This window comes from Sphingomonas sp. CROZ-RG-20F-R02-07 (assembly GCF_022662335.1).
In the GTDB taxonomy this organism is placed as follows: domain Bacteria; phylum Pseudomonadota; class Alphaproteobacteria; order Sphingomonadales; family Sphingomonadaceae; genus Sphingomonas.
This window is the reverse complement of record NZ_JAKNQJ010000013.1, coordinates 1-14,014: the sequence shown is the minus strand read 5'-3', so window position 1 is coordinate 14,014 and position 14,014 is coordinate 1. Positions and strand designations below refer to the sequence as shown.

Below are 14,014 nucleotides of genomic sequence, written 5' to 3'. Positions count from 1 at the left end.
TTGCGATGAAAACCATGGTCTTGCTCCCCCTTCTCGGCCTCGCGGCCTGCGTCCAGACACCCGGCGAGCGCGCACGCGCCGCGCAGGATCAGGCGGCGCAGCAGCAGAAGCTCGCGACCGCGCTGGCGGGCCTCACCCCCGGCGAACCCACGAGCTGCATCGACCAGATCCAGTTGCGCTCGGGCAGCAACGTGCAGGCCTATGGATCGACGCTCGTCTACACGGTCAGCCCTCGGTTGAAATACCGCACGGATACGGCAGGCGGCTGCGAGGGCGTCGGCAACGACGACATCCTCATCACCAGCACGCCCACCACCCAATTGTGCCGCGGCGACATCGCCCGCACCGTTGACCGCACCAGCCGCTTTCCGAACGGCAGTTGCAGCTTCGGCGCGTTCATCCCCTATCGGCGGTGACGTTCAGGGGACGACGTTCGTTTGATCCCCTGACCTCCGTTCGTGCCGAGCTTGTCGAAGCACGCTCTCCGCGGCCGAGCCTTATCCTGCAACACGGGCTCGGGGCGACCGGAACAGGGTGACGTGATCCCATCCTAGAGCACGAAGCGGCTGAGATCGGTGTTGCGCGCGAGGGCGGCGAGTTGCGCGTCGACATAGGCGCCGTCCACCGTCACCTGCGTGCCCTGCCGGTCTTCGGCATCGAAGCTCACCTCCTCGAGCAGCTTCTCCATCACCGTCTGCAGCCGGCGCGCGCCGATATTCTCGATATCGGCGTTCACCTCGGCGGCGATGCGCGCGATCGCGGCGATGCCGTCCTCGGTGAAATCGACGCGGACACCCTCGGTCGCGATCAGCGCCTTGTACTGCGCGGGCAGCGACGCCTTGGTGTCCGACAGGATCGCCACGAAATCGCTCTCGGTCAGGCCCTTCAGCTCGACGCGGATCGGCAGGCGGCCCTGAAGCTCGGGCAGCAGGTCGCTGGGCTTGGCGACGTGGAACGCGCCGCTGGCGATGAAGAGGATGTGGTCGGTCTTCATCGGCCCATATTTGGTGGCGACGGTGGTGCCCTCGATCAGCGGCAGCAGGTCGCGCTGGACGCCCTCGCGGCTGACCGATCCGCCGCGCACGTCGCTCACCGCGATCTTGTCGATCTCGTCGAGGAACACGATCCCGTTCGCCTCGGCATCGGCCAAGGCGGTGCGCGCGACGTCGTCCTGGTCGAGGCGCTTGTCCGCCTCCTCCTCCACCAGCTTCTCCCACGCCGAGGGCACGGTCAGCTTGCGGCGCTTCAGCGGCTGGCCACCGCCGAACGACTTCATCATCTCGCCGAGGTTTATCATCTGCGGCGCGCCGCCGGGGATCTCGAACGGCGTGGACTGGGCCTGTTCCACCTCGATCTCGATCTCGGTCGAATCGAGATGACCGTCGGCGAAGCGCTGCTTGAAGCTCTCGCGCGTGGCGGCGCTCGAATCCTTGCCGACCAGCGCGTCGAGCAGCCGCTTCATCGCCGCCTCCTCCGCCTTGTCCTTCACCGCGGCGCGGCGGCGCTCGCGCTCAAGCCGGATCGCTTCCTCCACCAAGTCGCGCGCGATCTGCTCCACGTCGCGGCCGACATAGCCGACCTCGGTGAACTTGGTCGCCTCCACCTTCACGAACGGCGCGTCGGCGAGCTTCGCCAGACGGCGGCTGATCTCGGTCTTGCCGCAGCCGGTGGGCCCGATCATCAGGATGTTCTTGGGCGTCACCTCGTCGCGCAGGTCGGCGGAGAGCTGCTGACGGCGCCAGCGGTTGCGCATCGCGACCGCGACCGCGCGCTTGGCGTCGGCCTGGCCGATGATGTGCGCATCGAGCGCTGCGACGATGGCCTTGGGGGTGAGGGCTTCGTTCATCAGATTACCGTTCGTTTCGGGCAAGGTCGAAATCGGCTGCGGCAGAGGGAGGCCGCCCGCCGAGGCTGACCGGGGGAAGGCTCAGGTCACGCTGTCCAGCGTTTCCACGGTCAAGCGGTCGTTGGTATAGACGCACACCTCGGCGGCGATCGCCATCGCCTTGCGGCAGATCGTCTCGGCATCCGCCTCGTAATCGACCAGCGCGCGGGCGGCGGCGAGCGCGTAATTGCCGCCCGAGCCGATCGCCGCCACGCCCGCCTCGGGCTCCAGCACGTCGCCATTGCCGGTCAGGATCAGCGTCACGTCCTTGTCGGCGACGATCATCATCGCCTCCAGGTTGCGCAGATATTTGTCGGTGCGCCAATCCTTGGCCAGCTCGACCGCGGCGCGCAGCAACTGGCCGCGATGCTGTTCCAGCTTGCGCTCCAGCCGCTCGAACAGCGTGAACGCGTCCGCGGTCGCACCCGCGAAACCGCCGATCACGCTGCCGTCGCCGAGCCGCCGCACCTTGCGCGCATTGGGCTTCATCACCGTCTGGCCCATCGAGACCTGGCCGTCGCCGATCACGACGACCTTGCCGCCGCGCCGGACCGACAGGATGGTGGTGCCGTGCCAGACGGGCGCGGCATGGTTGTTCTCACTCATGCCCCGCGATGTAGGACGCGCCCGCCGCCGTGCAACACCGCGTCACTTCTCGGCGCCCACCGCCTTCCCCCAGGTCCGCGCCACGGTATAGCCGAGATAGCCGGTGCCGAAGAGCGCATAGAGCGGCTCTGGGATCGCCGCCCAATAGGCGGCCATGCCGCGCGCGATCGCCGTGGCCATGGCGGGACGCACCGCGGCGACGAACCCCATCGGGATCGCCCAGAGCAGCAGCGCGTACATCACGTAGAGAAAGCTCGGCCGCGCGCGGCGGGTCCAGCGATCGGTGTCGGCGGGGTCGGTATCGTCCATCGTCGTGCCTTTCGGACAGGGGTGAAGTGGAGGAAGTGGAGGAAGTGGAGGCAGGATCGCTATCCCATCCGGTTCGCGAGCCAGCCATAGAGGAACGCCTCGTCCGCCGGCCGCTGCTCGGCGAGCGACACGTAGCGCGCGCCCTTCAGCGCCTCGACCGCCTTGCCGAGCACCGCCGCCCCGCCCGTGCCGCGATGCGCGAGAAAGCCGTCGAGCGCCGCCAGCGTCGCTGGCCCCAGTTGGCCGTCGGGTGCGACGTCGGGATAGTCCGCCGCGCCCCGGTTGAGCGCGTTCAGCGCGCGTTGCAGGAAGCCGATCGCGACGGCCACGCCCATGTTGACCGCCGTGTCGAACAGCGTCACCGCCAGATCGGGCGCGCGCGTCGCCACCCGGTCCAGACCCGGCCGCGACCAATAGAACGTCCGGTAGATCGCCACCGCGGTCTCGCGCGGCAGCACGCGCAGGTCGCCGGCATAGCCGCAGGCCCGCGCGGTCGCCTGGGTGATGCCGAATCGGGTCGCGCCGCCCCGGTCGCGCGGGTCGTTCCCATAACCGCCCTCACGCGCGATGATCGCGTCGATCGCCTGATTCACGTCCATGGCCTGTCTCCTGCAAAAACCGGTCATGATGAACCATATCGGTTCGCTGTAGGGCAGGGTGAATTATCCGTCATCCGGCACCGCCCACGAAACCGCGCCGCGCGCGGATCGTTACGATGGTCAAACGAGGAGATGATGATGGCTGGCAGGTGCGTGGTGGTGACGGGGGCGGAATCGGGGATCGGCGCGGGATGTGCGACCGCCTTCGGTGCGGTGCAGGACGATGTCGCGGTGCTCTACCATTCGGACGACAAGGCTGCCGACGTCACCGCGGATGCGGTCCGCGCCGGTGGCGGCCGCGCGATCACGGTGCAGGCGGACGTGAACGACGAACATTCGGTCGAGCGGGCCTTCACCGCGGTGGAACAGGCGTTCGGCCCGGCCTCGGTGCTGGTCAATTCCGCCGGGCTGAACATGGCGGGCGTGAAGGTGCGCGACATGACGCTCGCCCAGTGGCAGCGGATGCTCGACACCGACCTGACCGGCGCGTTCCTCACCTCGCGCCGCTTCATCACCGCGCGCAAGCCCGATGTCGCGGGTTCGATCATCCACATCTCGTCGATCCACGCCTATGCGGTGCGCTCGGGCGGGGCGGATTATTGCGCGGCCAAGGGCGGACTCACCAACCTCGTCGAGACGATGGCGATCGAGGAGGCGCCGAACGGCATGCGCGTCAACGCGATCGAGCCGGGCATGATCCTGACACCGATGAACGAACGCGCGATGACCGACGCCGCCTATCGCCAGTCGCTGGAGGCGAACATCCCGATGAAGCGCGCCGGCACCCCGGCCGAGGTCGCCGCGCTGGCGGTGTGGCTGTCGTCGGACCAGGCGACCTATATCACCGGCGCGCGCATCGTGATCGATGGTGGGCTGTCGCTGATGCAGGCGCTGGGCGCATGAGCGTCGATTTCAACGCCGAGGCGATCGAGCCCGTCACGCTGCTCGGGCCGCCCGCGCTGCTCGAGCGCGATCACATGAGCCCGTTCGTCTGGGCCGAACCCGACGGGCGGCTCGGCATCATGGTGCGCGCGGTGCCCTCGGCCACGATGGCGCGCACCGACACGGGCGTGATCTGGGCGGGCTGGAGCCAGGACGGCCGCACCTTCCAGATGGACGACGCGCCGTGCATCGTGCCCGGCCCCGAGCCGGTGGACATCGGCGGCGTCGAGGATCCGACCGTGCTGCGCCGCGAAGACGGCTCCTATGCGGTGCTCTACACCGCGGTGACCGCCGACATGGCGCATGGCGAATTGTCGCGCGCCGAAGGGCCGGACATCCATTCGTTGACGAAGACCGGCGTGGCGCTCGCCTCCAGCGATTCGGAGGGCAACACCAAGGAAGCGACGCTGGCGCAGGCGCCGGACGGATCTTGGCGGCTGTTCTACGAATATGCCGCGGACGAGGCGTCGCGCGTCGGCATGGCGACGGGCGCGGGCGTCGGCGAGGCGTGGACCGAGCAGACGCCGCCGTTCCAGCCGCGCGCGGATTCGTGGGACGACTGGCATCTGTCGACGGGGCCGATGCTGATGAGCGATCCCGAGATGCCGGTGATGTTCTACAATGGCGCGACGCGTGACGCGCGCTGGCGGATCGGCTGGGTGGCGTTCGACCGGGACATCACCAAGGTGGTGGCGCGCGGGCTGCAACCGCTCATCACGCCGCCCCCCGCCGCCGATCGCGGCGCCACCGACATCGCCTTTGCGGCCTCGGCGATCGTCACCGACGGGACGACCTGGCTCTATTATTCGCTGGAGGACCGCAAGCTGGCGCGGGCTTCGGTGCGGCGGAGCTGAGGGGCGGTGCGGGTTGCGGGGTGCCGGGTGCGGGGTGTTCGCGCGAAGACGCCAAGAGGTTGGGTTTGGAAACCTTCCCCTACTCCGTTCGCCCTGAGCTTGTCGAAGGGCCTGTCTCGCACACGCACGCGGGACTGCGGAGAAGGTGCTTCGACAAGCTCAGCCCGAACGGCCTGAGGGGTCATCATGCTCCAAGATGATGTGACGACACCCATGCCGCGTTCCCTCTTCGCGTCTTAGCGTCTTAGCGCGAAAAGCCCTCCGCCGTCCGGCACCCATCGTAGCGGCCCCGCGCGACAACCAAGGTCACGCCCCCTCGCCCGCGATCGCGGTGCGCCGCTGCACGCCCCAGCCGCCGCGGCCCGTCAGGAACGCGTGCCAGCCCCACACCGCGCCGGCATGACGGAGCAGCTGGAAGCTGAACGGCTCCAGGATCGCGGCGATTAGTGCCGCGCCGATCCCCAGCCCCTCGCGCTGCCCGGTCCAGCGCTTGTAGATGCCGAGCGACCAGAGATGGAAGGTCAGGTCGACCGCGATCTTGGCGATCATCACCAGCAGGATGGGCAGCGCGATCGCGAAACGCCCCGTCACCACCAGCCCGATCAGGATCGCAAAGGCGGCAAGGCCATAGATGGGCTGGAGCGTGTCGAGCGTCTTCACCGGCATCATCGCGGTGCCGAGCGCGCCGAAGCGGCGATCGCCGACCATGTCGCGGTTCCAGTGCTGCGTCTGGAGGAACCCGCCGAACCAGCGGCGGCGCTGCTTCAGGAAGGCGGGGATGCTGGCGGGCGCATCAGTCCGCGCGAGCGCGCCGCCCACCACGCGCACGCGCCAGTCGAGCCGTGCCTCGGCCGCATGGCGGTGCAGCCGGTGGATCAGCTCGTAATCCTCGACGAGGCAATCGGGATCGAACCCGCCGACCGCCACCACCGCGTCGCGCCGGAACGCGGCGAACGCGCCCGAGATCAGCAACAGGCAGCCGGGCTGTTCCCAGGCATGGCGCGACAGGAAGTTGCGGACGTATTCGAAGCTCTGGAACCACTGGAACAACCGGCCCGACAGATGCGGCCCGCAGATCGGGGCGAGCACGCCGGTGGCGGCGACGAGTTCGGGTTCGGCGGCGAAGGCGGCGCGCATCGCGGCGATCGCGCCGGGCTCCAGCAGTGTGTCGGCATCCACCGTCAGCACGATCGCGGCGTCGGTGGCGAGCATCGCCGCGTTCAGCGCGCGCGCCTTGCCGCCATGGCGCAGCCGCAGCCAGACGAGGCTCGGCTCGGTGCCCCCGCGCATCGTCTCGCCATAGCGCGGGGTGGCGAGGCCATAGCGGCTGGCGAAGAGCTGCGGCGTGGCGTCGCTCGAACCGTCGTCGGCGATCAGGATGGTATCGGGCGCCTCCGCCTGACCCGCCAGCCGCGCGATCGTGGCGGCGAGCACGCCCGCCTCGTTATGCGCCGCCACGATGACCGCGAGCGTCGGCCGCACCGCCGCCGCCGAGGCGCGCGCCGGCAGGCCGTGGCGCAGCGGCGCGATCTTCACCGCGGTAAAGGCGAGCAGCGCGGTGTCGTAAAGGATATAGACGATGCCGATCGACCACACCGCCAACCCCTGGCGCAGGAACGCCTGCACGATCAGCGCGCAGAACAGGATCGGCCCCACCGCCCCGATCAACCGGCTGGCGAGCGGCACCGCGGGCGGCGAGTGGCGCGGGGATCGGGCGTGAAGCGTGGCGGCGAGGCTGGTCATCGGCGCGCTTTACCATTTCCTGCTGAACCCGGTATGGCTGGCCCTTAGCCGCCCCGGCCATGGGGCGCCAGCGAGGGGCAGCGATGACGGACGGACGCTACACAAGGATCGCGATGCTGTTCCACTGGGTGATCGCAGCCGGGATCGTCGCCAACGTGACGCTCGCCTGGGTGTGGCCGTATCTCGGCGATTCGTCGGTGCGGCCGGCGATCGACACGCACAAGTCGATCGGCATCACGATCCTCGGCCTTGCGATCCTGCGCGTGCTGTGGCGGCTGACCCATGTGCCGCCCGCCTTTCCCACGCGCTATCAGGATTGGGAGCGGCGCGTGTCGGGCATCGTGCACGGCGCGCTGTATCTGCTGATCTTCGTGATGCCGCTCAGCGGGTGGATCATGGATTCGGCCTATAAGGATGCCGCCACGCATCCGATGGCGCTGTTCGGGCTGGTGCCGTGGCCGCGGATCGGTGCGGTCATGGCGCTCGATCCCGCGACCAAGCTGCGCGTCCACGACCTGTTCGGCGCGACTCACTCCTATGCGGCATGGGCGCTCTATGCGCTGGTCGGGTTGCATGTCGCGGGCGCGCTGAAGCACCAGTTCGTCGATCGCCACCGCGAGCTGCAGCGGATGTGGCCGGGGCGCGAGCCGATCCTGTGAGGCATCGGCGCTTCGCATTGCTGCTTGCCGGCGCCGCGCTTCCCGTCGGCGCGACCGCGCAGACGCCGCCCGTCGCCGGCCCGGCGCCGGTGGTCGCCGCGCCCGCCGCATCGTGGCAGTCCGTGGGCAGCGACATTCCCGCCGATCCGGCGTGGCGCACCGGCACGCTCGCCAACGGGCTGCGCTATGCGGTGCGGCGCGGCACCACGCCGCCGGGCAGCGTCTCGGTGCGGGTGCGGATCGATGCCGGCGCGCTGATGGAACGCGATGCGCAACAAGGCTGGACGCACCTGCTGGAGCATATGGTGTTCCGCGGCACCGACCATTATCCCGATGGCGAGGGCATCCGGCTGTGGCAACGGCTGGGAGCAAGCTTCGGCAGCGATACCAACGCCTTCACCACGCTCGGCGCGACCACCTATTTCCTCGATCTGCCGAAGGCGGATGCGCGCTCCTACGGCCGGGCGATGGACGTGCTGGCCGAGATGATGCGCAGCGCCACGATCGACCCCGCGCTGCTCGCGACCGAACGGCGCGTCGTGCTCGCCGAACTGGCGCAGCGCAAACCGCCACTCGCCATGAAGATCGAGGCGGCGAGCCAGCCCTTGCTCTTCGCCGGCACCAAGGCGGCGACGCGCGACGTGGGCGGCACCGCGGCCACGCTCGGCGGCGCCACCGCGCCCGCGCTCAAGGCCTTTTATCGCACCTGGTATCGGCCGTCGCGCGCGGTGGTCGTGGTGGTGGGCGATGCCGATCCCGCATTGCTCGAACAGGGCGTGCGCGACGCGTTCGGCGGCTGGGCCGCCGCCGGACCGCCACCCGCCGAGCCCAATTATGGATCGCCCATAAAACCGCCCGCGCCCGCCGCCCTGGTGTCCGATCCCCAGGCGCCCAACAGCGCCGCGATCGTCTATGTGACGCCGCATGACGCCCGGCCCTGGACGGTCGCGCGCCAGCAGCGCCAATATCTCGACGCGGTGGCAGCGGGCGTGATCCGCCAGCGCCTGGGCGCCGCGGCGCAGAGCGGCGGCGCACTGATCGGCGCGTCGGTCGGCCTGTCGAGCCGGTCGCATGTCGAGGATCAGCTCGGCATCGCGATCACGCCGCGGCCCGGCGCGTGGAAGGCGGCGCTCGACGAGACGATGGGCGTGCTCAACACGCTGGCCGCCAGCCCGCCCGATCCGGCCGAGATCAACCAGCAGGCGATCTCGCTGATGGGCGTGCTGAACCAGTTGGTCGCGACCGCGCCGACCATCGGTTCGGCCGCGCTCGCCACCGGCTTCGTGAACGACGTGGATGCCGGCGACGTGAGCGGCCCGCGCAGCTTCTACCGCGACCTGTTCGCAGCCGAGCGCCGCACGCTCACCCCGGATGTGGTGGGCGCGGCGATCCGCCGGCTGCTCGCGCCCGATCCGCGGCTGCTGCTCCTGTCCTCCACGCCGGTAACGGGCGGAACCGCGACGGTGGTGCAAGCGCTGGCCGCCGCGCGCGCGGTGGGGCCGGTCGCGGCCGAACGGCTGCGCCCGGTGTCGCTCGACGATCTCGTCCTCACCGGTACGCCTGCGACTGTCGTTTCGTCCACCATGATCGCCGATCTGGGCATCGAACGCGTCCGCTTCAGCAACGGCGTGACGCTCGACATGAAGAAGACCGCGTTCGAGAAGGATCGGATCCGGCTCGACGTGCGCGTCGGCCATGGGCTGCTCAGCGATCGCCCCGGCGACCCCGGCCTGTTCTGGACGGCGCCGGCGCTGCTGGCCGGCGGGATCGGGCCGTTCAGCGCGGACGAACTCGCGCGCGCCACGGCGGGGCATCAGGTGGGGTTCGGGGTCCAGCCCACCGCCGACGCGCTGCTGCTGTCGGGACCGACGCAGCGCAGCGAGCTGCGCCAGGCGCTGAAGCTGGTCGCCGGGTTCCTCACCCAGCCCCGGTTTCGCGCCAATCCGGTCGAGCGGCTAAAGGATGGGCTGACCGCAAGCTACCAGACCGCGTACAGCCAGCCGGCGAGCGTCTTCGGTGCGTTCGGCACCGCCGATCTCTATGGCGGCGACGCGCGCTTTCGCGGCCTGCCCTCGCCCACCGAGATCGCGGCGCTCGACCTGCCCGCGTTCGAACGATTCTGGACGGGCGCGTTGGCGCAAGGGCCGATCCGGGTGAGCGCGGTCGGCGATCTGGACCGCGACGCGCTGGTGGCGGCGGTGGGCGCGACGCTCGGGCGGCTGCCGCCGCGCACCGACGTGCCGCTCCCCGGCCCCGCGATCGTGGCCAAGGCGCCGCCGGGGGCACCGATCGTCCTTCGCCACCGCGGCGCGGCGGATCAGGCGTTCGTCGCGCGCGCCTGGCCCACCGCCGGGTTCCTCGACGACGTGCCGACCGCCCGCGCGCTCGATCTGGCCGCCACGATCGTCCAGACGCGGTTGACCGAGGAATTTCGCGAGCAGCAGGGCGGCACCTATTCACCCTTCGTCACCCATTCGCAGCCCCCGGCGCTCGCGCATTATGGCATGATGATCGCGGGCGCGCAGCTTCAGGTCGGGCGGATCGCGGATTTCGAGGCGGCGCTGGCGCGGATCCTGACCGACATCGCCGTGCATGGCCCCGGCGCCGACCAGATGGCCCGCGCAAAGGCGACCAGCGTCAGCGCCGCGGAACGGGCGATGACCGACAATGCGCGATGGCAGGCGGTGTTGCGCGGCGATCTGGACGATCCCGCGCGGCTGGCGGCGATCCGCGGCTACGTCTCGTCCCGCGCGGCGGTGACCGCGGCGCAGGTTCAGGCGGCGGTGGCGCGCTATCTGGTGCCGCTGCGCAGGAGCTTCACGATCCGGGTGCTGCCCCAGAGCGCGAAATAGGGCGCGGGCGGCGTTCCCCGACGGACCGGATGCCCGTCGGGGAACAGGCGCGTCAGACCCCGCGACGCCCGGTGATGAACTGGAAGATCACCACGACCACCGCGATCACCAGCAGGATGTGGATCAGGCCACCGGCGACGTGGAACGCGAACCCCAGCAGCCAGAGGATCAGCAGGATAACGGCAATGGTCCAAAGCATCGGATTGCTCCCCTTTTACGCCGGGCGACCGCGCCGGGCTCTCGGAACAAACGCCAGCGATGCGGACACGTTCCGCAGGTGACACGATAGCGTCACATCGGCGCGGACGATCCCGGCGCGGCGCGGCGCGGCGCTCACATCATGTGGATCGTCTTCGTGACGAGATGCGCGGCGACGCCCTCGGGCCCGTCCTCCGAACCATGGCCCGAATCCTTCACGCCGCCGAACGGGCTGTCGGGCCAGCTCAACCGCACCGAGTTGATCGCCACCATGCCCGCCTCGATCGAATCGCCGAGCAGGTTCTGCCGCCGGCCATTCTCGGTAAAGCAATAGGCGGCCAGGCCGAAGGGCAGCCGGTTGGCCTGTTCGATCGCGTCGTCCACGGTGGCGAAGGGGCGCAGCAGCGCGATCGGGCCGAACGGCTCCTCGTTCATCGCCAGCGCCTCCAGCGGCACGTCGGCCAGCACGGTGGGCGAGAAGAAGAAGCCGCCCTCGCTCCCGTTCTCATGCCCGTTTCCGCCCCTGTCCGTCTCGCCACCGGCCAGCACGCGCGCGCCATGCCCGCGCGCATCGGCCACCATCGCCGCGATCGCCTCGGGCCGGCGCGGATTGGCCATCGGGCCCATCTGCGTCTCCGCGCGCAAGCCGTCGCCGACGCGCAGCCGCTTCGTCCGCTCGGCAAAGCCGTGCGCGAAAGCGTCGTAGATCCCCTCCTGCACATGGAAGCGCGTGGGCGCGACGCACACCTGCCCGGCGTTGCGAAATTTGTGCGCGACGAGCGTGTCGAGCGTCTTCTCCAGATCGCAATCGTCGAACACCAGCACGGGCCCGTGCCCGCCCAGCTCCATCGTCGTCGCCATCATCGTATCCGCGGCCAGCTTCGCCAGATGCTTGCCGACCGGCACCGATCCGGTGAAGCTCAGCTTGCGCGTCACCGGCGAGGCGAGCAGCCGGCGCGACACCATGTCCGGCACGCCGAACACGCATTGCGCGACGTCGCTCGGCAGCCCCGCATCCTGGAAGCAGCGCAGCACCTCGACCGCGGAACCCGCCGTTTCCTCGCTCGGCTTGATGACGATCGAACAGCCTGCCGCGAGCGCCGGCGCGATCTTGCGCACCACGTTCATGATCGGGAAATTCCATGCGCAGAACGCCGCCACCGGGCCGACCGGCTGGTGCAGCACCAGGCTGCGCGTGCCCGCCGGCCGCTGCAGCACGCGGCCATAGATGCGCTGCGCCTCGCCCGCGTGAAATTCGAGCAACTGCGCCGCGAACGCCACCTCGCCCTTCGCCTCGGCGAGGATCTTGCCCTGCTCCAGCGTCGCGATCCGCGCCAGCCGGTCGCCGCGCTCGCGCAGCAGTTGCGCGGTGCGGATCAGCACCGCCGCGCGCGCGTCGGGCGCGGTCGCGCGCCAGGCGCGAAAGCCGCGGTCCGCCGCCGCCAGCGCCGCATCCAGATCCGCCGCATTTGCCAGCGGCAGATCGGCGAGCGTCTCGCCGGTCGCGGGATTGCGCACGGGCTGAGTCTCGCGGCCCTCCGCGCCCAGCCATTGGCCCGCGATATAGAGGCCGAGCCTCGCATCATATGCCGTCATGATATCCTCCGGTCGCCCCTTCGCCGCGCCTCATAGCCGCTGCGGGGCGCCGCGTCAGGCGGGATCGGCGCGCGGCGATGCCTTCTCCGCAACGGCGTGGCGGTCGTCGGCCGGGATCATCGCCAGCAGCCAGTCGAGCCCCTCGCCCGCCGCCGCCGCCAGCATCCGCGCCTCGACCGCGCGGTACGTCTCGAGCAGCCGCCGGCCGAACGGGGTGAGCCGCGCGCCGCGCTTCGATCCCTCGCCGTCGCGCGTCTCCACCACGCGCTCGACCCAGTCATGGTTGAGACTGTCGACCAGCAGCCAGATCCGGCGATAGCTCATGCCCAGATCGCGCCCCGCCGCCGAGATCGAGCCGGTGCGCGCGATCGCCTCCAGCACCATCGCCTTGCCGGGCCCGATCGCGGGCGCGGCGCCGCGCAGGATCTGGACGTTCAGCTTCAGCGGCCCGGCGATCATGGCGCGACCGCCAGGAACGGGGCACGGGCGCACCGCATGGTCGCCCGCCCCGCGCGCTCAGCCGGCGGGCGCATGGCGCACCGCGAGCGGCACGTCGCACACGTCGACGCCGCCCAGCCCCACCATCGGCGGCTTCGGATTTGCGCGCGCGGCGATCATCGCGGCGAAGCGCGCATTGTCGGCGGCGCGATACTGGAAATGCGGCCGCTCGGCCGCCGGCATGTCGCTCGCGAGCCGCACCGACAGGATCGGCAGCCGCTCGGCGGCGCTGGCGTACATGCCCAGCGGCGCGTCGCTGCGCGGCAGGCCGGAGAGCCATTGCGCGCCCTCGATCACGCGACCGACGATCGTGTAGTTGCGATCGAGCCGCCGCGCCGAACCGCCGATCGGCATGAACAGCTCGGCGCCCGTCCCCGTATCGGGCGACGTGTCGCGCGCCACCCCCACCGTGCCATAGCAATGCGGCGTCCACACCGTGCCCCGGCCGTCGGTGGCGATCGGCCAGCCATCCGCGGTGATCCCGCTGGCCGCCGCATAGGCGTCGCCGCGCGCCAGACGCTGCGCCGGCGCGAACGCTGCCGCCGCGTCATATTCGGCCGCGGGCCGCGCGGCGACGCCGGCGGGCATCGGCTTGGCCTCGCTCTGGTCGCCCCACTGCGTCACCCAGTTTTCCTGCACGCGGTACACGCTCAGCCCGTCCCACCAGCGCGCCTTCGCCAGCGCGCGGACATTGGCGACATGCGTCGGCGCCTGCCGCGGTGCCAATCGGATCGCCACGCTGCGGTTCCCCGCCAGCGTCATCACCAGCAGTTCGTCGTCGGGGATCGCCACCCAATCCGCCGTCACCGGATCGGCGGGCGTCGCGGCGGCGACCGGGGGCGTCTGGACGGGCGGCGGGGCGGGTGCGGCCGCGGCGGTGATGGCCGTGACGGCCGCCGTCGCGCCACCGATGGCGGCGGCGGCGGTGACGACCGCGGCGGCGGCGAGCAGGCGGGGATGGATCATCCGCGCAACCTGCCCCACCCACGCCCCCCAAGCAACCGCTTGCGCTCGGCGACCGCCCGCTCTAGGTGCGCCCCTTCCGGGCATGACAATGCGGAGCGGTGGCCGAGTGGTCGAAGGCGCTCGCCTGGAAAGTGAGTATACGCCAAAAGCGTATCGAGGGTTCGAATCCCTCCCGCTCCGCCACTCAGACACAACATACGACGCCGATCAGAGAACCGACCATATTCTCGCGCGATTTGGCGGCATTTGCGCGCCCATTCGGTACTGGCGAGAGTTCCATATCTGGTGAAACATTGCCCGTAAGAGT

General features: G+C 70.3%; 14 protein-coding genes and 1 tRNA gene. 6 read left to right on the top strand and 9 right to left on the bottom strand.

The annotated features are described in order from the left end of the window. Positions 1-5: 5 nt before the first annotated feature. A complete protein-coding gene (locus L8H00_RS15475; RefSeq protein ID WP_242098206.1) occupies positions 6-416 on the top strand; it encodes a hypothetical protein in 411 nt (136 codons plus the stop codon). A 134-nt stretch (positions 417-550) separates the two neighbouring features. Here L8H00_RS15475 and hslU read toward each other — a convergent pair whose 3' ends face one another. The 4 genes from hslU to L8H00_RS15455 all read right to left on the bottom strand — a co-directional run bounded on the left by hslU (position 551) and on the right by L8H00_RS15455 (position 3,399). Beyond that, positions 551-1,846, bottom strand: a complete 1,296-nt coding sequence (gene hslU, locus L8H00_RS15470; protein ID WP_242098205.1) for an ATP-dependent protease ATPase subunit HslU — start codon at positions 1,844-1,846, stop codon at positions 551-553. An 81-nt stretch (positions 1,847-1,927) separates the two neighbouring features. Further along, complete coding sequence (gene hslV, locus L8H00_RS15465; RefSeq protein ID WP_242098204.1) at positions 1,928-2,491, bottom strand: ATP-dependent protease subunit HslV; 564 nt, start codon at positions 2,489-2,491, stop codon at positions 1,928-1,930. 42 nt (positions 2,492-2,533) lie between these two features. After that, positions 2,534-2,800, bottom strand: coding sequence for a 3TM-type holin (locus tag L8H00_RS15460; RefSeq protein WP_242098203.1), 267 nt, complete (start codon positions 2,798-2,800; stop codon positions 2,534-2,536). 59 nt (positions 2,801-2,859) lie between these two features. Next, a complete protein-coding gene (locus tag L8H00_RS15455; RefSeq protein ID WP_242098202.1) occupies positions 2,860-3,399 on the bottom strand; it encodes an N-acetylmuramidase in 540 nt (179 codons plus the stop codon). Between the two features lie 135 nt (positions 3,400-3,534). Between L8H00_RS15455 and L8H00_RS15450 the strand changes: the two genes are divergently transcribed. Beyond that, positions 3,535-4,302, top strand: coding sequence for an SDR family oxidoreductase (locus L8H00_RS15450; protein ID WP_242098201.1), 768 nt, complete (start codon positions 3,535-3,537; stop codon positions 4,300-4,302). Beyond that, on the top strand, positions 4,299-5,195 hold the full coding sequence (locus L8H00_RS15445; RefSeq protein ID WP_242098200.1) for a glycosidase: 897 nt from the start codon (positions 4,299-4,301) through the stop codon (positions 5,193-5,195). The genes L8H00_RS15450 and L8H00_RS15445 overlap by 4 nt, the downstream gene beginning before the upstream one ends. A 306-nt stretch (positions 5,196-5,501) precedes the next feature. Here the strand turns inward: L8H00_RS15445 and L8H00_RS15440 are convergent, their stop codons facing one another. Then, complete coding sequence (locus L8H00_RS15440) at positions 5,502-6,938, bottom strand: glycosyltransferase (RefSeq protein ID WP_242098199.1); 1,437 nt, start codon at positions 6,936-6,938, stop codon at positions 5,502-5,504. An 83-nt stretch (positions 6,939-7,021) separates the two neighbouring features. On the opposite strand from L8H00_RS15440, the gene L8H00_RS15435 reads away from it, so the two are divergent. After that, positions 7,022-7,597: a cytochrome b gene (locus tag L8H00_RS15435; protein ID WP_242098198.1), complete on the top strand. Its 576-nt coding sequence runs from the start codon at positions 7,022-7,024 to the stop codon at positions 7,595-7,597. Next, positions 7,594-10,449 (top strand): M16 family metallopeptidase, encoded by a 2,856-nt coding sequence (locus L8H00_RS15430; protein ID WP_242098197.1) that lies wholly within the window; start codon positions 7,594-7,596, stop codon positions 10,447-10,449. The genes L8H00_RS15435 and L8H00_RS15430 overlap by 4 nt, the downstream gene beginning before the upstream one ends. Positions 10,450-10,501: 52 nt before the next feature. On the opposite strand, the gene L8H00_RS15425 is transcribed toward L8H00_RS15430, so the two are convergent. The 4 genes from L8H00_RS15425 to L8H00_RS15410 all read right to left on the bottom strand — a co-directional run bounded on the left by L8H00_RS15425 (position 10,502) and on the right by L8H00_RS15410 (position 13,707). Beyond that, positions 10,502-10,648, bottom strand: coding sequence for a lmo0937 family membrane protein (locus L8H00_RS15425; RefSeq protein ID WP_242098196.1), 147 nt, complete (start codon positions 10,646-10,648; stop codon positions 10,502-10,504). 134 nt (positions 10,649-10,782) lie between these two features. After that, on the bottom strand, positions 10,783-12,243 hold the full coding sequence (locus L8H00_RS15420; RefSeq protein ID WP_242098195.1) for an NAD-dependent succinate-semialdehyde dehydrogenase: 1,461 nt from the start codon (positions 12,241-12,243) through the stop codon (positions 10,783-10,785). Positions 12,244-12,297: 54 nt separating this feature from the next. Next, positions 12,298-12,702, bottom strand: coding sequence for a LysR family transcriptional regulator (locus tag L8H00_RS15415; RefSeq protein WP_242098194.1), 405 nt, complete (start codon positions 12,700-12,702; stop codon positions 12,298-12,300). Between the two features lie 57 nt (positions 12,703-12,759). Continuing rightward, positions 12,760-13,707 carry a peptidylprolyl isomerase gene (locus L8H00_RS15410; protein WP_242098193.1) on the bottom strand — a complete coding sequence of 316 codons (948 nt, stop codon included), beginning with the start codon at positions 13,705-13,707 and terminating at the stop codon, positions 12,760-12,762. A 92-nt stretch (positions 13,708-13,799) separates the two neighbouring features. Here L8H00_RS15410 and L8H00_RS15405 point away from each other — a divergent pair. Beyond that, a tRNA-Ser gene (locus L8H00_RS15405) sits at positions 13,800-13,890 on the top strand. The last annotated feature ends 124 nt before the right edge of the window (positions 13,891-14,014 follow it).

What these genes read in the sequence shown, in the direction of transcription:
- L8H00_RS15450 (WP_242098201.1), top strand. Translation starts at nt 3,535, where the DNA reads ATGATGGCTGGCAGGTGCGTGGTGGTGACGGGGGCGGAATCGGGGATC.
- L8H00_RS15425 (WP_242098196.1), bottom strand. Translation starts at nt 10,648, where the DNA reads ATGCTTTGGACCATTGCCGTTATCCTGCTGATCCTCTGGCTGCTGGGG.
- L8H00_RS15420 (WP_242098195.1), bottom strand. Translation starts at nt 12,243, where the DNA reads ATGACGGCATATGATGCGAGGCTCGGCCTCTATATCGCGGGCCAATGG.
- L8H00_RS15445 (WP_242098200.1), top strand. Translation starts at nt 4,299, where the DNA reads ATGAGCGTCGATTTCAACGCCGAGGCGATCGAGCCCGTCACGCTGCTC.
- L8H00_RS15475 (WP_242098206.1), top strand. Translation starts at nt 6, where the DNA reads ATGAAAACCATGGTCTTGCTCCCCCTTCTCGGCCTCGCGGCCTGCGTC.
- L8H00_RS15410 (WP_242098193.1), bottom strand. Translation starts at nt 13,707, where the DNA reads ATGATCCATCCCCGCCTGCTCGCCGCCGCCGCGGTCGTCACCGCCGCC.
- hslV (WP_242098204.1), bottom strand. Translation starts at nt 2,491, where the DNA reads ATGAGTGAGAACAACCATGCCGCGCCCGTCTGGCACGGCACCACCATC.
- hslU (WP_242098205.1), bottom strand. Translation starts at nt 1,846, where the DNA reads ATGAACGAAGCCCTCACCCCCAAGGCCATCGTCGCAGCGCTCGATGCG.
- L8H00_RS15440 (WP_242098199.1), bottom strand. Translation starts at nt 6,938, where the DNA reads ATGACCAGCCTCGCCGCCACGCTTCACGCCCGATCCCCGCGCCACTCG.
- L8H00_RS15460 (WP_242098203.1), bottom strand. Translation starts at nt 2,800, where the DNA reads ATGGACGATACCGACCCCGCCGACACCGATCGCTGGACCCGCCGCGCG.
- L8H00_RS15415 (WP_242098194.1), bottom strand. Translation starts at nt 12,702, where the DNA reads ATGATCGCCGGGCCGCTGAAGCTGAACGTCCAGATCCTGCGCGGCGCC.
- L8H00_RS15455 (WP_242098202.1), bottom strand. Translation starts at nt 3,399, where the DNA reads ATGGACGTGAATCAGGCGATCGACGCGATCATCGCGCGTGAGGGCGGT.
- L8H00_RS15435 (WP_242098198.1), top strand. Translation starts at nt 7,022, where the DNA reads ATGACGGACGGACGCTACACAAGGATCGCGATGCTGTTCCACTGGGTG.